Here is a 23413-nt window from a genome sequence, read left to right as displayed (position 1 = left end):
AGATAACAACTGAGTGCTTGGCAACTCTTTTCCCTAATACCTTTTTGTGACAGCTTTTGTCCAATGGTCCCGTCTTGTCACACGGTAGGGGTTTTCTAGGCTCTCAATCATGGATTCTAAGCTCTTTTTTCGGGTTTCATCCATGGATTCGTTCACGTGTTTTCGCATTGGACACTCAGAACCCAGTTCACAGCAATAAATTTCCTGACAAGTTTCCTTAATCTTTCGTAATTCGGGAAAACTTTCCCAAAGTTCAACAGGTGTCAGGTGTAGGATGCCCCATTCTTTGACTCCCGGTGAATCGATGAGAACGGTGTTTTCTTCCAAAAATAGGGCAAACGAATTTGTGGTGGTGTGTTTTCCCTTTTTGGTAGACCCGCTGATGAGGTTTGTCCTTTGCACTGTCTTTTTATGAAGATGGTTCATGAGTGTCGACTTCCCCACGCCGGAATTCCCACAAAGGAAAGTTCTTTTTCCGCGGATCCTTTCCCAAAGAGGTTGGATGGATTCTTCCGAAAGAAGAGAAACACTCATCACTTCATAACCTAACTCTTTATAATAAACTTCTCGTTCTTCAATTTCTTCTGGGGAAACCAAATCCTTTTTGGTAAAAATGATGAGAGGAGGAATTTCTGTCTGGTAGGAGGCCGCAAGTAACCTATCGATAAATCCTGGTTTGGTTTCTGGATCTTTGCAAGAAGCAAGAATTGCCACTTGGTCTAAATTGGCACATAACACATGACTATCGCCACGATCACTTTTCCGAGAGAGAAAGTTCTTACGTTCCATTTTTTCGGAAATGACCCACTCTTCACCTGAAGATTTTTCAGCTAAGACAAGATCACCCACAACAAAGGGATGGCGTTCGTTCGAATTTTTTAACCGCAACTTACCTTTTAGGACAGCGAGGGCGTAGGTAGTCCCTTCTGAATAAATTTCGTAGTAGGCCCCGAAGATCCGAGCGATTGTAAATAGTTCTTTACCCAAGTGGATTTGTACCAAAATAATCTAGTTCTTACATTCTATATAGATGACATGCAAATACAAGTTTTCTTTCGTTCCAGTATCATTCTTCTATCTTCTTTTAGTTGGTTTGTTTTTGCGTACGGACTCGGCATTTTACAGGCATCTTACCTTTTGGTGTTTTTTCTCATCTTTATGGGTTTTCTTACCTTATCTCTTTTTTTATTCCACCTTCCGAAAGGAAAAACTGCAGTGGATGGAAAACCCAAAAAACGAGATGAACTTGTCCAAAATCTTTTTGCCTTGGAAAAATTCAAAGAAGAACTCATCTCCTTTAATGACCCAGACCAAATCAGCGAAACCATAAGCCAGTTCCTTGCCTCTAAAATCCCTGCTGAATTTGTTCAAGTTTATACTTGGGACGAAAGAGAAGGACAATTCCGCCCGAGACCTTTTTTAGAATCCCTTGACCAAAAGTTTTCAAATTTACCATCCCTTCCTGTATTCAATCCATTTCTTCTTTGGTTGTCCGAACGCGAAGGGATCCATATCAAAGAAAACTTCATTCAATTTGCATCCACTCATCACGAAAAAATAGCCAAACAAGCATTAGATTTTTTTACAGAAACAAAATCCGAATTGGTTGCTACCCTTTCTATCAAATCAAGCCTTGTTGGTTTTATTTTACTTGGGAAACACAAAGAGGGGAAAGTATATGATATCGAAGAAATCGAAATCATTTTAGAAATTCTTTCTGTTTCTCTCATGTCTTTATCCAATTCAATGATCTACCAACAGCTGTTAAACTTAACAGAAACATTGGAGGCAAAAGTAAGAGAAAGAACTAAAGAATTGGAAGAGACCCAGGCACATTTGGTGCAGTCAGAAAAAATGGCATCGCTTGGGGTGATGGTTGCAGGAATCGCTCATGAAATCAACACTCCTGCGGCAGTCATCAATGGATCTGCTGATAATTTGGATGCCAATTTAGTTTTTGTATTATCTCATTTGGGAGACATTACTTACCTCATCCAAAACCCCGACTTTCGTTCCATATATTTGGACATTCTCTTTAGTTTTGTTAAAGAAGACCCAGCTGCGAAAATTGATCCTAAAGATAAATTCAAACTCAAAAAAGAAACCAAACATAAATTCGTCCAAGATGGGATTCCCGACAATGATGCCACTGATCTTGCAACATTTATCATCGACCACCATCTTTTGCATATGCAAGAAGAACTGATCCGGATATGGAAGGCCGGTGGGAAAGAAACCTTCGAGATGTTAAAGAATACCTTAAGCCTTCAAAGAAATATTAAAAACATCAAATATGCAATTCGTAATATTGTTCGCATTGTCAAAGCACTCAAATACTATTCGCACTTAGGCCAAGCCTCTTATGCGGAATCTGACCTTCACGAAGGATTGGAAAATACTCTTGTGATCATGCAAAACCAAATCAAACATGGGGTGGAAATTGAAAGAGCATACGGGACCATTCCCACGGTTCGATGTAATATCGATGAACTGAACCAGGTTTGGACAAACCTCATCACCAATGCCATCCATGCGATGAAAACAGTGGAACATCCCAAACTGACTATATCATCTAGAATGATTGGAGAAGATTTTGTTTTGATTAGTTTTGAAGATAATGGATCTGGAATTCCAACCGAAATCAAAGATAAAATTTGGGATCCGTTTTTTACTACCAAAGATCAGGGAGAAGGTACAGGGCTTGGCCTTGGGATTGTGAAAGGGATCATTGAAAAACACAAAGGAAGGATAGAAGTGGAATCCAATCCAGGGAAAACTAGGTTTATGGTTTATTTACCGTTAGTTGGCCCTGGCGATGTTCCAAGTATCCCAAAAGAAATCTTTCGGGAAATTCGTGGTTAAGAAAAAAGCGGGTTTCCTGGTTGGTTTAGGAGTTTTTCCCAACTTTCTTTAGTTTTTTCAAAGTTCTTACGGAACACACCAGCTTCTTCTGCATTCGCTGTTTGTTTTGCTTTTGTCCAATTTTGAAATTCTTGTAAAGTAGTTTCACGAAGATTGGCAAGTTGTTCTTCCCAATGGCGAAGTTTGGATTCTTCCAAATTTGTATGTTGGTTTAAAGTTTCTTTTTCCTTTAGATACATTGTTTTTTGTAGAATTTTTTCTTCTGAAACTTTTTTTAAATTATAAGTGAGACCAAGATAGGAAAGTCCTCTGATCATCCATTTAGATGGATCATAATCAAACCAACGAATCCCGTTCCGATAATCTGCCTGGAATTCATGATGGAAGTTATGAAAACCTTCACCAAACGTAAAAAAGGCGATGATCCAATTGTCTCTAGCAGTTTGTTCTTTGGAAAAGGTGCGTTCTCCCCAAACATGGCAAGCACTGTTGATAAAAAAAGTAAATTGGTGGACCACAAAAAGTCGAAGAAATCCCGCGACAAAAAATCCTTCTAAAAAAGAACCCCATAACATAGTGATAAGACCAGGAAGGAAAAAACACATAAAGATAGAAATGGAATAAAAATGTTTATGTTGCCAAAGAACGAGAGGGTCATTCACCAAATCTTGAACCCCATTTTGAACATACTTACGTTTGCGAAACAACCAACCAATATGAGCAAACCAAAATCCTTTTTTAATCGAATACGGATCTTTGTCTGTATCTACAAACCTGTGGTGGATGCGGTGGTCTTCACTCCATTCGAGAGCAGTTGATTGAAAGGCAGCCGCTCCAAAAAGAAGTAACAAAAGTTTGATGGGAGATTTTGCTTCATAAGCTTTGTGTGAAAAAAGTCTATGGTAACCAACGGTAATCCCCATTCCGGTTGCGAAGAAATAAAACACAAATAAGGCCCAAGTGCCAAGATGGATGGAATCATAAAGGTAAAGATAAAGGGTTCCAAAGATCCCTACCAAAGGAGATGTGAGTAAAAATATTGTCGTGACCCAATCAATGGGGGCTTTCGTTTTGATTTCAGCTTGTGTCGTCATAGAGAATTCCTGTTTCATGGTGTGGGAGTCCTAAAGCCAGATTTCGGTTGCAAAAAAAAATGAGTACAGAACGTTACAAACCAGGTTTTCTAGAAAAGTGGGGCCGTCGGCTACTTGTTTCTATAGGCACCGGTTCCCAAAAACCTAAGGACTCAGGCAAAAGTTTTGCCTCCCATACAAAAACCCTTATCATTTGGGGGATTTTTTGGTCTTTTTGGATTGGGTTTCTGCCTTCTGTGGCCTTTGTGGCCCTCTCTACTTACTTACCTCCCTTCCTATTTTGGCCACTGTCCAATCTCTCCTACTCTGCTCTTTCCGGATTTATTTTTCTTTTGGCACTATTGACCATCATCGAATTTTACCTTCTCTTTCGATTGGGATTTTATCTTTCCTTTCGAATGGCACAGTACGCTGACATTGAACTTGCGGAAGAACCAGAACTCATCACACCCATTCCTGGTATGATGGCTAGGTTGGTTTTAGAAATTCCTGATCCACGGATTCGATTGTATGGAATTGATCCTTATAAACATCTAAATGAAAGAGCTCTTTTTTTTCGTACCCTCTTGTATAAGAGTAAGGTTTTCCTTTCGAATATCATCGCCAAACTTTTATTAAAGGTATTTTTGGGTAGGACAGGACTTAGGTTTCTTATTGAATACATATCCGGGCCAGTGACAGGAATTTGGGATAGTTTGACTACATATATGATTTTATATGAACTTCGCAAAAGGATCATCACAAGAAAATTATCCGATGCCATGTTGTTAAAAATCAAATCCAAAGAACGTAGAAAAGAATTTATAGAATCGGCAGCTCGATCTGTTGCCATCTCCATTGTTTATACAAAAACGTTCCACCCTAACTTCGAATATTTGCTTTTTGGATTGATTGGGCTATTACCAAATAAAGACAAACTAACAAACTTAGATGATTGGGCAGAATTTGTCCTTTCATTCCAAAATTTAACAAAAGAAGAAAGAAAATGGCCGGTTGCTATTTTTGCCCTCTGTTCCTCATTTGATGGATCCTTAAATAAAGAAGAACTAAATGCCTTTCGAGACATCACTGAGGTTTCACCTTCGTGGCTTTTGGATCGGGTGCACCATTTGGCAACGACCATTCGGAGGGGAGAACTTTCAGAATCTTTACTTTGGATGGAAAAAATCCTTCCCGAAGAATCCATTCACTGAAAGACTAGAATTAATCTAAATACAAAGGAGACAATCATGGCCCAAGTAACTCTCAAAGGAAATCCCGTTCCCCTAGAAGGAAACATTCCAAAACCAGGGGACAAAGCTCCTGATTTCCGAGTCGCAAAACAAGACTTAGGTGATTTAACACTCAAAGACTTATCTGGAAAGGTAAAAATTCTCGTAGCAGTTCCTAGTTTGGACACAGCAGTTTGTGCCCTCGAAACTAAAAAGTTTAACGAAAAAGCAGCGAAAGAAAATGGAATCACCACTCTCATCATTTCTGGTGACCTTCCTTTTGCGATGAAACGTTTTTGTTCCACAGAAGGAATTGATTCTGAAAACTTAATCACAGGATCTCAGTTTAAAGATTTTTCTTTTTCCAAAAATTATGGAACTCATATCGCTGCGGGTCCACTTGCTGGTCTTTCTGCCCGTGCCGTTTTTGTTGTAGATAAAGACGATATCGTAAGATATACAGAACTCGTACCGGAAATAGGTAGCGAACCTAATTACGATACAGTTCTTGCGGAAGCTAAGAAACTCGTTTAGTCAACTCATGGATTTGGCAGGGGAGTTTTTGATCCGCTGCCAAAACTTTTATCTTAGAAACTAGTTCGCTATCAAAAGTAAAAAATACCACCTTCCATTCTTCCTCTGCATTTGTTAAACACTGGAGTGTGTATGCGAGAGCTGAGTCACGTCTTTCCGCATCCATATGTCGAAACGGTTCATCCAAAAGTAAAAATGGTAAATTGAATTGTTTTCCAATCCGGAAAGCATATTCCAACCGAAGAACAAATGAAATTTGTTCTTTAGTTCCTGTGGATAAATTTTCGAAACGAAAACGATCACTAGAAGAGTCTGTGGTGATTTGAATTTCGTCAGAGAAACCATTCCACTGGATTTGTTTTGTGGGAAGTGATCCTTTTAATGCATCCATTCTTGTTTGGAGTGATTTTACAAGGGAGGACATTTTGTCCGTACTTTCTACTTGCATCTCAGAAAAGATTTCGGACAACACTTCCAAACTTTGAAAGTTTCTGTCTAAATCATTTTTCCATTTTTCTTTCAGTTCTAAGTTACGTTTGTTTGTTTCCCATTCTTTTTGGGCAGGAACCATTTGTGATTCTAAAACAGCCTTTCCTGTATCTAACTTTTTTTCCAGTTCCACAATACTTCGTTCTAATTCGCGGATTTTGTCTGAAAGTGTTTGAATTCTATTTTCTAATCTTTGTTTGGTGGCCCTATCTTCAGAAGAAAAACTTTTAGAAATTCCTTTTTTTTCAAGATCAGATATTTTGTCTTTTGTTTTAAGTTTGAGTTCCCCTAAATCTGCGGTTCCCCATTTTTTGGATTCGATTTTTAAGGACTCGGTGAGAGTTTTTAGTTTTTCTTGTTTCAACCGAATTTGAACGTACAATTCCGAAAGTTCAGATAATGATTGAACCCCCGCCTCTCGCCAAACACCTGCCAACTCCCGTTCTTTTTCCAAAACGGTTTCATTTATTTTTTTATCTTCTCCACGTAGTCGAATGATTTCTTCTTCCAGAGAAGACAGAGTAGAACCAAAACCTTCTGATTCCAATTTTTGTTTTGTGTATTCTCTTTCATACCTTTGGAAACATAAAGATAAGGAATCCATTGTTATGGATTCTGGTTTCCACTCACCCAGAGTTTTTGTTTCCATTTCCGTGGCAATGCGGCGAACCATTTCATTCCATTTGGGTTCATCACGTTCATTTTTTGTATCTTTGGCTACAATCATCAAACAAACTGCAGAAAAAATCAAAGCCGCGGGAAGAATATAAGCCCATCCACTGAAGTCATAAAATAGAATCAAAATTCCAGAAAAAATTCCGAGGACACCAGCTACTCCCGCCAAACTTCTGTACAATGGATTCCAGATAACCTTTTTTACGACAGGGGATTCTTCCTGAAACCTTCGAACCGTTTGTTTCCAAGTTTCAAAATAATCAAAATAGGATTCTAGTTTTTTAGATTTTTGTTCGATCTGTTTTTTTTGAGCAGAAGACGATTCTAATTTTGATTCTAACCCGACAAGTCTCTCTTTGGATAAATTTCGTTTTTGTTCTAATGATTTGAGTTCGCCATCTAAGAGTTTGGATTTTTGGTCCCAACCTGACTGTAGAATTTTTTCTTCTTGTTTAGACTCCGATTCCAAAGTTTCCCATTGTAATAGTTGGCCATAGACACGATCCACTTCGTTGTGTTGTTCGGTTTCTTTAAACTCGAGAAATTCTGACTGCAATTTGGTTTGTTCGGAATTTGAATTCTCCAATTCTTGTTTTAATTTTTGACGTTCGGTTTCCCAAATGGGTAAATCAACAAATTGAGAAGAAATTCTATTTAAAGAAGATTCAGAAGCATCAAACTTTTGTTTGGCTAAGTTTAATTCAGACAAAGCCAAATTCCAGTCTTTGGCTGACTTTCTTTTTCCTGTTTTTTCGGAAAGTTGTTCGACTTGTTCTTTTAATTGGGAGGGATTGTAACCACTATCAAATATCGTTTGTTCAATGGTGGATACCAACTCCTTTTCGGAACCAACATCCATATTCCCTTCACGAATCACAAGTGAATTCAAAAACAAATTGGGTGATAAACTGAGTTTAGGAATTCCTAAATCGGAATTTCTTTCGGCTTTGTATCGGGAATTCAAAGTGGCACCAAACTTTGTACTTCCAACAATTTTCACAAGTGCAGAGACAAATGCATCGAGGATGGTTGTTTTTCCCGATTCATTGGGCCCTGTGAATACCGTCACTCTTTCGATTGGAAATTCTTTTTTAGAAAAGATTCCGAAGTTTTCTATTTTTAATTTCATCGGTTTTTTTTACCTTCTAAAATCAATCGAATCCCAGTGACCCTTGTATGTTTCCAAAGGAAAGGATCCATTTGTTCTTTCCTTTCATTCATTTTATCAAGGAATTGTTTCACAAATTCATTTTCAGAAAGATGTTGGATGACAGTGATTTGTGATTCATCGGGATCAAATTCTAAAATTCGGAATTTTGATTTCCAATCGCGAAGAACAGTTTCTTGGAATTTTTGTTTTTCTACCATGGAGTCAACATAACCAAGAAAACGAAATACAATCCAATCCTCCGGGTTTGTTCCATCCAAATAGGTTTCGATACTTTCTTCTGGTTTTCCTTCCGTATCTAAGGAAACTAAAATTTCTCTATATTCACCAGCTGACTTAAAATAAACGGATTCAGTGCGAACCTTTGCCCCATCAACATGAAGGAGAATCCCTCCTCTTTTTCCAGACTCTCCTTTTCTCCAAACGCGAGATGATCCCGCATAACCAACCTCACAGTTTCCAATCATACCTGTACGTGCACGGTGTAAATGTCCTATAGCAAGATAATCCAATCCTAAGTTTTGAATGAGATGAGGATCTAAATAGGATCCACCCTCTTCTTCTTCCTCACTTAGGCCAGTAAAACTCATTCCAGAAACAGTTCCATGAGCAAGACCAATTCTTAGTTTTGTTTGTTTTGCCGGTGGAGGAGAAAGTAAAAGTTCAGAATAGTTTTCTTGGTGAGGGATGGATAAAAATTCGATTCCGTTATCTTCAAATAAAAAATAAGGAGTTTTGTCCAAAACTTTTACTTTCGAAGACCAATCATAGTCCGCATAACGGTTATTATTTCCTTTTTTCTCAAGGATTTCATGGTTTCCTGGAAGAAAATAAATGATTCCCGAATAAGAAGAAACTTCTTTTAAGAATTCCGAGCGGAGTGATTCTAAATCAGGGAAGGTATTAAAAAGATCTCCACAAAATAGAATGCGATCACATTTTGTAGATTCCGCTGTTTGTAAAATTTCTCGTAATACGGAAAGAGAATAACTCTTTTCTTCGGGGGAATTTTGGGAAAGATGGAGGTCGGAAACTTGTAATAACTTCATACTGTAGGTTTAGGGAGAGTTTACCTCCCCCCTGGGACAAAATAAAGAAATTACGAAAAAAAAGCAAGGGAGCTGTTAGATCACTCGGTCTTTTTTAAACTCCGCAATTTTATCTTTTGGAAAGCCCAAACCACCTAAAATCTCTTCCGTATGTTCCCCATGTTCTGGTGGATCGTTTCTGTAAACAAAAGGTGTCTCTGAAAAATGAAACGGAGATCCAAATTGTAAAATTGGACCGTATTTCGGATGGTTTCTTTCGATCACCATACCACGTTCTTTCATATGTGGATCTTCTGAAACTTCCTTCATATTGAGAATGGGAGAAAGGCAAGCATCCGTATTGTCAAAGATTGGTTGTAAATCGGAATAGGTTTTGGATTTAAAATAATCGGTTAACTTTTGTTTAATGAGCGGAATGTTTTCTTCGTTCATCGGGTAGTCTTTGGTTAAGTTTTCCATTCCTGCTGCCCGTAAAAAAGTTTGGAAGAACATATCTTCTAAGGCACCAAGTGCTACATACCGACCTTCTTTCGTTTCATAAACATTATAGTTTGGTAATTTACCTGATAAAATATCATTTCCAGCTTCAGGAGATTTTTCCGAAGAAGATAAAATTCCACCGTATAACGAAAGAAATTGGAGAGATGCATCTGTCATAGAAATATCAATCCGTTGTCCTTTGCCAGTTTTTTCTCTGAAGTAAAGAGCAGCTAGGATCGCAGAAAGTGCTGTGAGTGTTCCTCCACCCACATCTGCCAATTGAAAACCAGCAGGCCGTGGAGGATTTCCAGTTTGGTCAAGGACACCAGATACTGCTAAGTAATTCAAATCGTGTCCCGCAAAATCTACGTATTTTCCCGAGATGCCGTAGCCAGAAATTCCACAGTAAATCAACTTAGGAAATTTTTCTTTTAAGACATCATAACCAATTCCCATCTTATCCATTCCATCGGGACGAAATCCTTCGAGTAAAATGTCTGCATCTTCTAAAAGTTTAAATAGAATCTCTTTGGCTTGTTCTCGTTTTAGATTCAGTGTGATCGCTTTTTTATTGCGATTGAGCATCATGTACAAAGCAGGATATCCTGTTTTGCCTTTGAACATCGCACGAGACCCATCATAAGCTCTTGGGTTTTCAATTTTGATGACTTCTGCTCCCATATCCGCTAAGTGTTGCGAACAAAGTGGGCCTGGAAGGAGTAAAGATAAGTCGACAACTTTTACACCAGCAAGTGGTCCTTTGGATGATTGGTTTTGATTTTGGCTCATTTTGTTTTATTGCAGTCCTGGAAATTTTTTTCTGATTAAAGGTATTTTTCTCGTAATATATAGAGGGAGAACCCTAACTGGAAGCGTTACAAGTACAAAAGGGAATCATGTTCAGAGTCTGTATTTCCATCATTTCCCTCGTAATTTCCACTCTCACTGTCTCTTGCCAATCCATAACACCACTGAATTTACAGATGTTAATCGGATCTTTTTTTGCATCTACAACCGGGCAAGGTTCTGTCATTTACGAAGCTCCGAATTTTTTATTCACGAGTGAAAATGGAAGACAAGCAGAATTCACAATTCGTTTGAACATAGAACCAAACAGTTCAGTAAGAATTGGGCCGATCACTGTCTCTGATCCCACAGAAGGAGTACTTTTATCCGCAACTTATCTAGAATTTTCAGAAGATAATTGGGACACACCACAAAGCATTCGTTTGGCGGGTGTGGATGATTTAATAGCTGATGGAAATCAAAACTATAGAGTCCAATTAGGAAGTATATTTACAACGGACATTCGATTTTCTACTCAAGGACTTCCCGTATTACTTGTTGTGAATACTGACGATGAATCCTCTGGTGTAGCAGCAAGTCCCACTTTAGGTCTCATCACATCTGAAACAGGAGAAACCGGAACCATTGCTTATGTTTTACAAACAAGGCCAATGCAAGATGTCATCATTCGGAATTTTGTATCCAATGATACAACAGAAGCTACCGTTGCAGCAGTAGAACTTGTTTTTACACCTAACAATTGGAATGTGCCACAAACTGTCACCGTGACTGGTGTAGATGACTTTAGTGTGGATGAAAGTACTTTTCAAATTTCAGCGGATCCCACAGTTTCCAATGATCCCGCTTATATGGGAAAACCAATTCCTGTCATTACCGGAACCAATGTGGACGATGATGTGGCAGGGTTTACTGTTGTCAATTTATCTGGACTCACAACAACGGAAGCGGGTGGAGCCGTAAGTTTTGCTGTGGTGATGAATACTCTACCTACAAGTTCAGTGACCATTCCTTCCATCGTAGCCACACCGAGTTCAGAAGGTACAGCTTCCCCTTCTTCGCTTACCTTTGCACCGGGAGAATGGTTTACTCCAAAAATTGTCACTGTCACTGGAGTGAATGAATTTATCGTGGATGGTCCAAAAACTGTTTCAATCGTGGTTGGTGCTGCCACTTCTGCTGATACAGATTACAATGGTTTGGCGGGGCCAGTTTTCCCTTCGGTGACTAACACAGATGATGATGTTCCAGGTTTTGTTCTTACGGCGCCAGGTAGTTTGACCATTTCTGAAAACGGCGGGAATCTTTCCTTTGCCATCCATCTTTTGTCCCAACCACCTCCTGGATTTACAGTCACACTCACAGGAATTTCAGAAAACAATACAATCACGAATATCAGTACCACGAGCTTAGTTTTTACGAATGCCAATTGGAACGTAGACCAATACGTTAACGTGACGACAAATAACAATGCCATTGATGAAGACACAAGAACTGTTACCTTACAATTTGGATCTGTGGACACAGGTGGTTCTGCCGATCCTGTGTATAACTCAGTATCACCACCATCCTCAGTCACAATCTTAGTCACAGATGATGACACGGCAGGTTTTACTGTCACACCCGTTGGTGGACTTGTGGTACATGAAAATGGAACACCATCAACTGAAACCTTTACCGTTGTTTTAAACTCTCAACCCACAAACTCTGTTAGCATCCCTAGCATCACATCTAGCAATACTTCCGAAATTACCGTTTCACCAAGTTCATTAAACTTTACGACTGGGAATTGGAACACCCCACAAACTGTCACCATTACATCCGTGTTAGATGGAACGGACGACGGGGATCAAAATGTAAACATCTCTTTTGGAAATTCGACCTCTGCGGATCCCAAATACAACTCTGTATCCATTCCTGCCGTCACCGCGATCAATACAGATAGTAACGAACCATTGGTTCGTATTCAAAATCTTTCGGCATCTTCCATGGTTGAAAATGGAACTTCTACCATCACATTTGAAATTAGACTATCCTTAAAACCAAATTCCAATGTTACCATTGGGCCCATCACTTCCTCTGATGGAACAGAAGCAGTCTTACTCAATAGTTCCGCAGGAGTTGCCGCTTCTCGCACACTCACCTTTACTCCGACGAACGGACAAGCCGCTAGTTATTCCGGCAATACCAGTGATAGTGGATGGGATGTAGCTCAAGTTGTGACCATCCGTTCCGTTTCCGATTCCTTTGATGATGGAAATATTCCTGTTACCATCCATATCCCCCAAGCAAATGGTTCTTATTTTACAGGGCTTTATCCTACTGGAACTCTTCCTGGGTATACAGAAGCTAGCGGTAATTTGGTGATCACCATCACCGACAACGATACAGTTGGTTTTACCATTTCATCCACTACACTGAACCTTACCGAAGGGGGAAGTGATGGAACGTTTACAGTTCGTTTGAATGCGGCTCCTTGTGACACTCCAGGGAATTTAGCAGCTTGCGCTTCCGGTTCAGTGACCATTCCAATCACAGGGGAAACCTTCAATCTACCAGACTCCACACAATATACATTTTCACCTGCCAGTTTGACTTTCACTCATACAAATTATTCTACAACGCAAACAGTAACAGTTGTCGTGGTGAATGATTCTATCAATGAAATCAGTACAAGAACCCATACTCTCACACTCGGTGCCATCACCGGATCGGGAACCGATTATGAGGGAATGAATCCATCTGATATCACAATCAATATTACGGATGATGACAATCCCTCTCCGAGCATTCTATTCACTCTCGATGCAGGACAACCTTATTTCACGACAGAGTCAGGACAATCAGCCATGTATAGCCTAAGGCTTGGTAGTCGACCCATCCCGGGAAATCAAGTCACAGTGACTGTGGCTACCTCCGATGCAACAGAAGGAATGATCAATGATGGAGGAACGCCCGTTAGTTCCAAACAATACATCTTTGATGAAACCAATTGGAGTACATCCGTTCCCGTGGAAATCCAAGGTGTTTCCGATGCCTTGAGTGATGGTAATGTGAGTTATTCGGTGACTGTCAATGGAACAGAAACAGGTTCGATGCCATCGTGGTATGTAAGTTTTGTGGGAAGTACAGGAACCACGGCCACACTTGTCAACTATAGCACATCGGAAAATCCAGTGACTGTGGTCACACCAATCAGTATGACGAGGGCCGAAAACTCTGCTGCCTTCCCTATTTATGTCCTTCTCAGCCAAGCACCTACAGATGATGTCACAGTTCCCATTTCGGTAACAACCACCTTTCCTTGCCAGTTGATTGTAGCGCCAAGTGTCCCTCAATTTTCTATCTCAACAAATTCACTCACCATCACCAGTGCCAATTGGAATACCCTCGGAGCCCATAACACAATCACTGTGACACCTAACGATGATGCAGTGGATGATGGGAATGTATCTTGTCCGATTGTTGTTGGAGTCCTTTCTTCCACCGATGGATTTTATAATGGAGTGAATCCGTATCCTTCTTCGAATTATCCAATGCTCACATTGAACGATAATGATAGTGCGGGAATCACAAGTTCTGGATTTACGCCAGCCACTGTCATTACTTCACAATCAGGTGCGTCTTCTGCGTTCTATATCCATTTGGATTCACAACCCACAACAGACATCACGGTAAACTTTAATACAAGTCCTGGTGGACTTGTGAGTTTTCCCACAGCCCCTCTTACCTTCACTCCAAGTAATTTTGGTTCGGGCCAACTGGTCACGGTGACAGGCCTTGATACGGCCGCTGTGGGTGATGTAAGTTATACCATAACATCAGTTGTCACCTCAGGTGAAACGGGAACAGGATTTACACCCTCGGCTATTTATAGTGCCCTCACCCCTCTTTCCATCTCTGCCACTCATATCAATTACATTTATGATATAGTTCCTTGCACCGATCCGAATCCAATGAATGTTTGCGGAACATCGGCCAATAGTTCAGGGGGACTCGTCACATCACCTAACTTAATCACTACAGAAATCGGAGGCCAATCCAGATTCCAAGTCCGTTTGCGTGCTAGGCCTTCTTCAAACGTTACCATTCCTGTTTCCAGTTCGAATGTCGCTGAGGGAACAAGTTCAGTTTCTAGTTTGGTTTTTACTTCCAGTGATTGGAATACTTATCAAAACGTAGTCCTCACGGGAGTGGATGATTTTCTTGTGGATGGAAATATGGCTTATTCGATTTTATTTGGATCCCTCAGCGGTGGAGGGAGTGGGTTCAACGGTGAATCTTTGCCAAATGTATCTGTTACGAATCAAGACAATGATTGATTTGGATCATACAAATCAAGTGAACCGAAGGCAGTGCCAATGATCCAACTACTGCACATATCCTTGTTTCTTTAAAATCTCCAAAGCATCGGTTCCCAATTCTTGTTTGGATGCATAAGATTTTTTTTGGCCACCTTCTTTCCAAAAATATACTTTTGTTTGGGGAGTGATGACTGGTTTCTTTGTTCCTGATTCATATAACAAATCACAGTTGGACTGACAAGATGCCAAACTGACACCAAAGTATCCTGTAAAAATTTCCGACTTGGGAATTTGTTTTTTAGAAAACCAAACAGTAAATTCCGGAAAACTCACATCGGGATACACTTCAAAACTAATTTCAAAGGGTTTCGTTCGTTTGGTTTGGATTTGCACAAACTTACCTTTTTCTTCCAAAAGAACATCGTTTGGATAAGATGCCATCCGAATGGTTCCATTTGGTACCCTAATTTGAACTTCTGTATCCTTAGATTCTGGTTGGATGGAAAGATGATATAACGGCAGTTTGGGTTCCATCGATCGGATTTGTTTCCAAAACCGAAGGATTTTCTTTTCCAAATCAGGTTTTAGTTTCATCTCCCTTAAGGCAGCAATATTCGAAATTCTTAATGGACTTTCTTGGTTCGGATCTTTTGTAGAATCCGAATACAAATAAAACTCACTTCCTACAGAACCTTGCCAAAACTTTCCCAGTTCATGAAACCGGTAAGACCTTTGTAAAAGGAATTCATGTCCTTCCCCATACCCTTGTGTGAACCTTGTCTCACCATAATACGTTCGTTTGGTGGACTCCCTATTTTCGATCAAAGACCGAAGTGATTTACCTTGAACAAATTTTGGAACGGTTAACCCGGCATAATCCAAAATCGTCGGATATAAATCTATCGACCTTGTCATTTCAGAAATTGATTGTCCCTTCGTCTCACCAGGAAGTTTGAGGAGGAGTGGCACATGGATGTTTTCCAAAAACAAATCTTGTCCATGTCCATAATACGTATTGGTTCCTGTAAAAGGAGAAATAGCGTGAGCGGCATTCATCACCTCACCATGGTCAGCTGTGATGAGGACAAGAGTATTCTCCCAAAGATTTTTGTTTTTTAGTTCCAGAAACACTTTTCCAAGTTCCTCATCCACAAAGGCAACTTCTCCAAGATAATCTCTTTTCTTTTCATCCAATACTTCATCTGTATGGATCCGATCTGTAAATCCAGGTGGTGGAGTGTATGGTTTGTGTGGGTCGTTATAATTCAAAAAAAGAAAAAACGGTTTTTTATCTTTCGAAATTTCTTCCAACACTTCGAATGTTTTTTTAGTAATTTTTTTTGTGTCTTCGCTATAATTGGAAAAGTCGTATAACTGATCAAAGCCGACATCCACTCCAAGACCAAATTTGTCTGTTAAAAATGGATTGTTCCCCACCATATAAGTGCCAAAAACATTTTCTTTGAGTAGTTTCGGTAAGGGATGTTTTTCCGTCCGATAGAAGGCTTCTACCTCAGATTTTGTTGTAGGGTAATCCCAAAAATTAACCGGATTAGCAGAAGCATATTTGCCTGTAAAAAATACAAGCGTGGAAGGCCTAGTCCAAGCGGCATTCACCAAATGATACTTAAAAGTAACGGCATTTCCCGAAAACAAATCTAAGTTAGGTGTCACTCCATATCGACCAATGATATCACCGCGAAGCGAATCAATCACAATCCAAAGAACATTGGGACGTTTTGTTGTGTCGAGGAGAACAGATTCAGGCCCAGCATCTGAACCTGTTTTTTTACAAAGGGAAAAAGAAAGAAAACAGAATAGAAAAAAAAATGTTTTTAGTTTTATGGAAACAGATTCTAGTTTCAAGATTTACGACTTAACGTCAAACATTTGCAAGGCGGTAAGCCAAACACCAATCAATATAAATGCAATCCCCAACCACTGTGTCAAATTCAACCTTTCCTTAAAAAAAAGCGACGAGGCAATGAGAACAATGATAAATCCACTAGAAGTAAACACAGGATACGCAAGTGAAAGTTTCAAACCTTTCCCCAAAACATAACGATAACCCAGTAAGGCCAAACCAAAACTTGCAAGCCCACCGATGAAGTATGGGTTAAACACCGTAAAGATTGTATCCCAAAGTCCACCTGACAATGTTTTTGTATGATCTTGCATAGAAGAAGATTTGATTAAAATATTAGCTAAGGCATTGAAGAATACGGCTATACAGAAGAAGAGGATGACCTGGAATTGCATGGGATAGAGACAAAATCCGATCTAAATCGGGAAGGGTCAAATAGAAAAATGAAACAAAAATCCTTTCGATTCAGAAACTGGGAATGTGCTTATTTAGATTCGGAAACTCCGGGTCCCATTCTCGTTTTCTGTCATGCCAACGGCTATAGTGCCGGCTGTTACAATTATTACTTTCAATTATTATCAAAACACTACCGAGTCATTGCTCCCGATTTTTTGGGACATGGACGTTCTGAGTTTAGTTTAAAATTTAATAACTGGAATGTGTTCCGAGACCAAATCCTCGCACTTCTCGATCATGAATCCATCACCAAAACAAATATCATCGGTCATTCACTTGGTGGTGCCTCATCACTTTTAGCTGCTGCCAAAGAACCTTCCCGTTTTGAAAAAGTTTTAGCCATGGATCCCGTCATCTTAGGTTGGAAACTCATCCTCCTTTCTAAATTTTTAGAAAACCCTTTGGCAAAAGGTGCCAAAAAAAGAAGGACTCATTTCAAATCGATTGAGCTTGTTAGGCGGTCGTTCCGAAAATTTCCCGCCTTTGCCAACTTCGAACCTTCCATCTTCGAAGATTATCTAAACTCTTGTTTTGTAAACACTGGCCATGACACAGAAGTCAAACTTTGTTGTGATCCAAAAGTCGAAGCCCGAATCTTTGGTCACGCCCACTTCCATGTCTTTAAAAATTTCTACGGAATCAAAACCGAAAACCATATCGCCATTCCAGAAAAATTCGAAGTCTGTAGCCCGAAGTATGCCCACCTCCTTGCAAAAAAACATCCTAAGTCCGATGTCACCATCTTCCCCGGCTTCACACATTTTTTTCCTTTCGAAAGACCAAAGGAAACCTGGGACTGGATGCGGCAATGTTTGGAGATAAAAGAAGATTAAGATACGCTTTGATAAGATAGGAGAATGGGGCGCCTCGAATTGGTTAGGTGGATTAGAATTCTAAACTGAAACGACCGCGCTTTCCGCTCCAATCTTTCCTACGGAAAGGATTTCCGCTGCAATCGCTGGCGCGGGGGATTCATTTTTTGTCTTCTTGTAAACAAAGGATTTGGTTACACTCAGCAATACAACCTTGCCTCGCCGATCCTGCGTTGCGGTACTTTTCGGAAAATACAAACACAGCACTTGTGCAGTTCGACATACACTGCTGTTTCTCTTTGCAATTCAGGTTTCCATTTTGACCAAACTTATCGTAAAAGGGATGCACAGGTTTTTCTTTAGAAAAATCGATTTGGTCTTTCATGGTTTTACTTTCAGGAAATAAATCCAGACTGAATAGAAAGAAGAGAAATACTGTCGCATAGAAAATTTTCATATATAGGCCTTTTTATCTCGTTGATTCAATTCATTTTTTAAATGCGTGATTCATAGTACTTCTTAATTCATTAAAGGCTACCTCAATACCCTTCCCACTCTTCCGTTTTATCAAAAAACTCAATATCTTCTGGTTTATAACCTAACTTCTGCAAATCCCCCAATCCTGGTGTTTTTCGATAAAGAGCAATGGCTTTTTTAAAATTTCGCCATGATTCTTTTTTGGATCCGCCATCTGATAGAAAACCAAACTGTGGTTTTGCATCCCAGGGAAATCCAAATGGTTCAATATGATAAAGAGTATCTAGCTTTACACGAAAGATCACTTGGCCTTTTTCAGTATCCTTCGAATCGCTAGTTATTTTGAATGAAAGAAGGCAATCCTTTAACTCATCAGAAAACTCATTGCAGCGAATTGTTTCTGTTACACCGCGAGCCAGGAACGTCTGCTCATAAACATAATATAATTCAGGTTTTTCTTTTTTGGGAAAACTAATGGAAAAGCACCCATCGTTATATTTAAATCTGCCATTTTCTTCAAAATAACTATTCAAAAAAATTATATTAAATCCTTTCGGATTATTTGTAAAACCATTTTTGAATTCATCAAATGACAGAGTTCTTGCTTTGTCGTATTTCGATATTAAGTCTGCACTGTTAGTTAATTGAAAAGAATTGTCTAATTTCTTCGGCGATTGCAAACTTATATGTGAGTTGCAATTATAACTTAAGAAAACTAAATAAACTATAAAAATATTTCTCATTTCGTTAATCCCTTCTTTTTCATATCTTCAAAAATTCCAGCTGTAGGATCATATATTTATAATCCTACACTCATCTTCAAGGTTTTAAATGATAATCATGTTCGTTATAATCAGGAACTAAATTTGGTATTGGACAATGTTTAAAGTAACGTGTTACATAATACCATTTTTCATCTGTTTGGTTATCGAATCTAACCATTACAAGAAGTGTATGGAAATTAATTGTGTTTGGATTAATTGTAATCAAGTATTCTACATTAAAATTGGTTCTTTCGTTTATACTAGAGGGCCTTGGCTTTTTTGCAGAATAAGGAACGATTAGTATTTCTTTTACAACCGTAGTTAAAAGTTTTTCATAGTTGCAATATGGATCTTTTCCTGTTTTTCTAAATATCTTTTTCCAATTTTCATCAATTTGATGAAGGTCATCCGAAATAATAGATTCGAGACCTCCCATCTTTTTTCCGATTTCAGATTGAACACCTAACGTTAAATATACAAGTTTATCAAAGTCTTTTTCTTTAATTACTTTTTTTAATAACCCTACAAATGGCCTTACATGTTTTTTTGCAATGTCTCTAGGATCAAGATTATACATGATAAACTCTTGCTCAATATCTTTACTCCGACTATATTTAACTCCTGGTTCTAATGTTTCTTCATCTGGGCCAAGCTGCCAATCTTTTATCGTTTCCTGCGATTTCGGGGAATCACTGATTAGGAAAATCAAAATGAGAATGGTTAAATATTGTTTCATTGTTAATGTGGTTAGCTTCCAAACACTAAATTTTTTATTGTCCTATAATTAGCGCATCCCTCACTTCCCTTTCCAACCATTTTTCTTCTTCCACTCTTCTGCTTTCTGTAAAATTAGACTGAGGTTCGGCTCATTCTCAAATCGAAGATAAAATCCATAAAGAAATCCTTCTTTCCCATCCTCTAGAATTACTTTAACCCAATTTCCATTTACATAAGAACTCAATCGTTCAGCTTTAAAACTGTCTTCAATGACTTGAACTTTTGTATCCAGTGGAAGGCTCTTGATCACGTCTGATTTAGAAGAAGGAGATTGCCTTAACTTAAGCTGATCCACCGTGGTAAAATAAAATCCTGGCTGAGAATAAGGCATATAACGACTATTACATATATAAGAACAAGGGTTTTTACTATCCGTCACATTTGAAATATTTCCTTGCGTGTCTAAATGTATGATCTCACCACAGTATTCTTTTTTGGATATATCAGCTGCAACATTCAAATCAGGGTTTCTATCCAGACATGAAATTTTTGCCAACTTACCATTTTCATATTCGTAAGTTCTCCCTATCCTATGAATTGCGCCAGCGAAACTGTAATCACCACTTTTATGAATATACGGAATTGTCTCAGAAACCATAAGCAATTCTGAATCATTAAAATAAAACACAAGGAATACTTCTTTTGGCAAAAATAGATCCTTTTGATTCCTAAACCCAATAGCATAATTGATTGTTTCCTTTGGAAATCTTGTTTTTCGAATGTATATTCCTATACTATCTTTAAAGTATCCTGCGCCATCATAGCCAAACTTTTTATAATTATCATAGAGCTCTTCGGGGAGTTGGTAATTAAAATTTTCCAAAGATTTTCTCCAAACTGGGAAAAGATCTTTCGATTCAACACTAACGTTGAATATAAGTATAAATAAAATAAAAAATCTATTACACACTGGATGAACTCCCCACTTGACTTAAATATAAATAATTTCTCTGATTCCACATATTTCGAGTAATTTCCTTTTTTGTTTAGATCAGCATCGCTCATTTTGTAAATTAATCTGAAACATTTTGAGCAGTATTCTTCTCGACGATGAACCTCATTTTCTTTCCATTCCTGCCAGCGGAACATCGTGTTCCGACTGGCGAGCTTCGGCCCTCATTGGCCTCGCCACCGTGGGGAACGGGTAACTTTGGTTAATAGAAGAATGGCATATCAGGATTATTTTGATTATCCAATAGCGTAAACTAATAATTTCCTAACTTTACGAACACTTTGTTTATTTTTATATTAATAGAGAGGCACTGAGATTTCTATCCCTCTATATTTTAAAATTCATCATTCTTAGATTTTGGCAGATTGTATAAATTTGGATCTGGGCAATGATCCCAAAAACTCTCAATCAAATAGAATTCTGTTCCAGGCCTCTTATATTTACTGTCAAAAGTAATGTATACCTGAAGTGTTAGCTCGTTATTTATACTATCTATAAATGCAACTGTATATTCTGCATAATATTGGATAGAATGTTTGCCGATATATGGCTCTTTTGCTAGATAAGCTTTGATTTGCATTTTCTTGATATCTGCATTCATAATAACATCAAAATCACAGAAAGGGTCTTTGTTATCATTTTTATTATATTTATCAACCCAAAGATTAACGATTTTCTCTTCATGTTGGTCTGGATTCAGGTTACCGTTTGCCTGGCCAATTAAGTTTAAAATTGTAGAGTCAGTTTTTGCTACAAGTCCACGGAAGTTTTTTTTCAGAATATTCTCCCTAATTTCTTTAGCAACGGGCAAAACTTGGTTTATTGCAATATCACGCGGATCAAGTTTTCGATTTTGAAAACTAGACTCACCAGATTCTTCACGAATATAAAAAACTCCTGGCTCTAGCTCCTCTTTGTTAGGGCCGGAGAGCCAAACTGGCCTTTCTTCTATCGTCTGTATGGTTTCACTTTCTTGTCTTTTGCACTGCGATATAAAAATTACTAGCAAAAAAATGATAAAAGATTTAGACACCCGATGCATGATTAGCCTCATTTGTGATGACTCGTAAAAAATATTCTGGATTAATGATATATACACTAGTATTGTATTTACCTGATAATTTCATAAAGAAGCATTGGTTACACCGCCAATACCAGCGTCAGTCCTGAAAGCATTAGAGGTGTCTGGACTAGCCCCTCCCCCTAAATATTAATCGCTTCCCCAAGCACCGCCGCTGCACTTTCCATAATTCCTTCCGATAGTGTTGGGTGGGCATGGATGGTGTTTGCCAGTTCCCGAACGGTGATTTCCATATTGGCACCTAGTGTTAGTTCTGCGATCATTTCAGTCGCACCACTCCCAATGATATGAGCTCCTAAAATTTCCCCATGTTTTTTATCTGAAACAATTTTCACCATTCCGGTTGTGTCCCCTTGGGCCTGGGCACGACCGCTTGCAGTGAAAGGAAATTTTCCAACTGTGATTTCATATCCCATTGCTTTTGCTTTTTCTTCTGTAAGGCCCACACTTGCCACTTCCGGATGGCAGTAAGTACATCCCGGAATATAAGAATAGTTGAGTTTTGGAATTTGTAAGTGGTGAGGGTTTCCAAGCCGCACAGAGATATCTTCTGCTGCACGAATTCCTTCGGCACTGGCCACATGGGCAAGGGAAGGTGTTGGGATACAATCCCCTATGGCATAAATATGATCCACAGTCGAACGGTAGTTACCGACAAAATCCACAAATCCATTTTTTAATTTGATTCCAATTTCATCTAAACCAATACTTCCAGTGTTAGGTGTTATTCCCACACCAACTATCACCTTATCAAAGTTTAACTTTTCTTTTTTTGCGGATTTACGATCTTGTAAAGTAAGTTCCACTCCCGCATCGGTAACCGAGGCTGTTTCCACTCCAAAACTCAAATACTGTTCAATCCCTCGTTTTTTAAAACTTCGTTCCAAGATTCCAGAGATTTCTAAATCTTCATTGGGAAGTAAATGGTCTTGGAATTCAATGATGGAAACCTTGGAACCCATACTTGCATAAAAGTCAGCAAACTCCACTCCAATCGCACCCGCTCCAATGATGGCAAGGTTCGGAATGACTTTTGGTTCAATCATGGCATCTCTTGCAGATAACACACGTTTGCCGTCAAAAGGCAAAAAAGGAAGAGCTTTGTTTTTAGCACCCACCGCTAAAATATAAAAGTCGGCAGTATAAGTTGATAGTTCCCCGGAACTGGACTTCACTTGGATGGTTTTGGAGTTTTGGAAACTGGCCTCTCCATTCACCACAGTGATTTTGTTTTTCTTCATCAGAAACTCAACACCTTTGGCCATTTGGTCGGCAACGGAACGGGATCGTTTGATCACAGCATCGAAGTCAGCTTTGATATTATCGCAAGAAAGTCCGAAACTAGCCGCATGTTTTAAATGTTCCAAAACATGAGCACTTTCTAACAGGGCTTTGGTGGGAATACAACCCCAGTTCAAACACACTCCGCCGAGTTTTTCACGTTCCACAATACAAGTTTGTAATCCTAATTGTGCAGCTCGGATGGCAGCGACATAACCGCCGGGCCCTCCTCCAATGACGATGACTTGGAAATGGTTTGGACTAGACATAGGTTCTCCC

General features: G+C 39.0%; 18 protein-coding genes. 5 read left to right on the top strand and 13 right to left on the bottom strand.

The annotated features are described in order from the left end of the window. Positions 1–33: 33 nt before the first annotated feature. On the bottom strand, positions 34–987 hold the full coding sequence (rsgA, locus tag EHQ16_RS13910) for a ribosome small subunit-dependent GTPase A (RefSeq protein WP_135633640.1): 954 nt from the start codon (positions 985–987) through the stop codon (positions 34–36). A gap of 48 nt (positions 988–1035) precedes the next feature. Here rsgA and EHQ16_RS13905 point away from each other — a divergent pair, with 48 nt between their 5' ends. Further along, positions 1036–2862, top strand: coding sequence for a sensor histidine kinase (locus EHQ16_RS13905; protein WP_135633486.1), 1827 nt, complete (start codon positions 1036–1038; stop codon positions 2860–2862). Here the strand turns inward: EHQ16_RS13905 and EHQ16_RS13900 are convergent. Next, positions 2859–3956, bottom strand: a complete 1098-nt coding sequence (locus EHQ16_RS13900) for an acyl-CoA desaturase (RefSeq protein ID WP_135633488.1) — start codon at positions 3954–3956, stop codon at positions 2859–2861. The genes EHQ16_RS13905 and EHQ16_RS13900 overlap by 4 nt on opposite strands. A 59-nt stretch (positions 3957–4015) precedes the next feature. On the opposite strand from EHQ16_RS13900, the gene EHQ16_RS13895 reads away from it, so the two are divergent. Continuing rightward, positions 4016–5149, top strand: coding sequence for an LBF_2804 family protein (locus EHQ16_RS13895; protein ID WP_135633489.1), 1134 nt, complete (start codon positions 4016–4018; stop codon positions 5147–5149). A gap of 36 nt (positions 5150–5185) precedes the next feature. Beyond that, complete coding sequence (gene tpx / locus EHQ16_RS13890) at positions 5186–5701, top strand: thiol peroxidase (RefSeq protein WP_135588943.1); 516 nt, start codon at positions 5186–5188, stop codon at positions 5699–5701. Here tpx and EHQ16_RS13885 read toward each other — a convergent pair. From EHQ16_RS13885 to EHQ16_RS13875, 3 genes are all read right to left on the bottom strand, one after another. After that, positions 5685–7994, bottom strand: coding sequence for an ATP-binding protein (locus EHQ16_RS13885; protein WP_135633491.1), 2310 nt, complete (start codon positions 7992–7994; stop codon positions 5685–5687). The genes tpx and EHQ16_RS13885 overlap by 17 nt on opposite strands. Further along, positions 7991–9082: a metallophosphoesterase family protein gene (locus EHQ16_RS13880; RefSeq protein WP_135633493.1), complete on the bottom strand. Its 1092-nt coding sequence runs from the start codon at positions 9080–9082 to the stop codon at positions 7991–7993. The genes EHQ16_RS13885 and EHQ16_RS13880 overlap by 4 nt, the downstream gene beginning before the upstream one ends. A gap of 75 nt (positions 9083–9157) precedes the next feature. Then, positions 9158–10351, bottom strand: a complete 1194-nt coding sequence (locus EHQ16_RS13875) for a CaiB/BaiF CoA transferase family protein (protein WP_135633495.1) — start codon at positions 10349–10351, stop codon at positions 9158–9160. A 107-nt stretch (positions 10352–10458) separates the two neighbouring features. Between EHQ16_RS13875 and EHQ16_RS13870 the strand changes: the two genes are divergently transcribed. Beyond that, entirely contained in the window at positions 10459–14688 is a 4230-nt protein-coding gene (locus EHQ16_RS13870) for a beta strand repeat-containing protein (RefSeq protein WP_425269955.1), read from the top strand. A 48-nt stretch (positions 14689–14736) separates the two neighbouring features. Here the strand turns inward: EHQ16_RS13870 and EHQ16_RS13865 are convergent, their stop codons facing one another. Further along, a complete protein-coding gene (locus tag EHQ16_RS13865; protein WP_135633499.1) occupies positions 14737–16536 on the bottom strand; it encodes a sulfatase in 1800 nt (599 codons plus the stop codon). A 3-nt stretch (positions 16537–16539) separates the two neighbouring features. After that, positions 16540–16929, bottom strand: coding sequence for a DMT family transporter (locus tag EHQ16_RS13860; RefSeq protein ID WP_135633501.1), 390 nt, complete (start codon positions 16927–16929; stop codon positions 16540–16542). Here EHQ16_RS13860 and EHQ16_RS13855 point away from each other — a divergent pair. Further along, complete coding sequence (locus EHQ16_RS13855; protein ID WP_135633503.1) at positions 16924–17823, top strand: alpha/beta fold hydrolase; 900 nt, start codon at positions 16924–16926, stop codon at positions 17821–17823. The genes EHQ16_RS13860 and EHQ16_RS13855 overlap by 6 nt on opposite strands. Positions 17824–17962: 139 nt before the next feature. On the opposite strand, the gene EHQ16_RS13850 is transcribed toward EHQ16_RS13855, so the two are convergent. The 6 genes from EHQ16_RS13850 to lpdA form a co-directional block, all read right to left on the bottom strand. Then, complete coding sequence (locus EHQ16_RS13850; RefSeq protein WP_135633505.1) at positions 17963–18259, bottom strand: hypothetical protein; 297 nt, start codon at positions 18257–18259, stop codon at positions 17963–17965. A gap of 82 nt (positions 18260–18341) precedes the next feature. Beyond that, positions 18342–19022, bottom strand: a complete 681-nt coding sequence (locus tag EHQ16_RS13845) for a hypothetical protein (protein ID WP_135633507.1) — start codon at positions 19020–19022, stop codon at positions 18342–18344. 76 nt (positions 19023–19098) lie between these two features. Then, positions 19099–19779 carry a hypothetical protein gene (locus EHQ16_RS13840; protein WP_135633509.1) on the bottom strand — a complete coding sequence of 227 codons (681 nt, stop codon included), beginning with the start codon at positions 19777–19779 and terminating at the stop codon, positions 19099–19101. 60 nt (positions 19780–19839) lie between these two features. Next, a complete protein-coding gene (locus tag EHQ16_RS13835) occupies positions 19840–20643 on the bottom strand; it encodes an SH3 domain-containing protein (RefSeq protein ID WP_135633511.1) in 804 nt (267 codons plus the stop codon). Between the two features lie 463 nt (positions 20644–21106). After that, on the bottom strand, positions 21107–21814 hold the full coding sequence (locus tag EHQ16_RS13830) for a hypothetical protein (protein ID WP_135633513.1): 708 nt from the start codon (positions 21812–21814) through the stop codon (positions 21107–21109). A 161-nt stretch (positions 21815–21975) separates the two neighbouring features. Beyond that, on the bottom strand, positions 21976–23403 hold the full coding sequence (gene lpdA / locus EHQ16_RS13825; RefSeq protein ID WP_135633515.1) for a dihydrolipoyl dehydrogenase: 1428 nt from the start codon (positions 23401–23403) through the stop codon (positions 21976–21978). Positions 23404–23413 lie beyond the last annotated feature (10 nt).

Source organism: Leptospira kanakyensis, from assembly GCF_004769235.1.
Classification (GTDB): domain Bacteria; phylum Spirochaetota; class Leptospiria; order Leptospirales; family Leptospiraceae; genus Leptospira_A; species Leptospira_A kanakyensis.
This window is presented reverse-complemented; position numbering and strand designations above follow the sequence as displayed.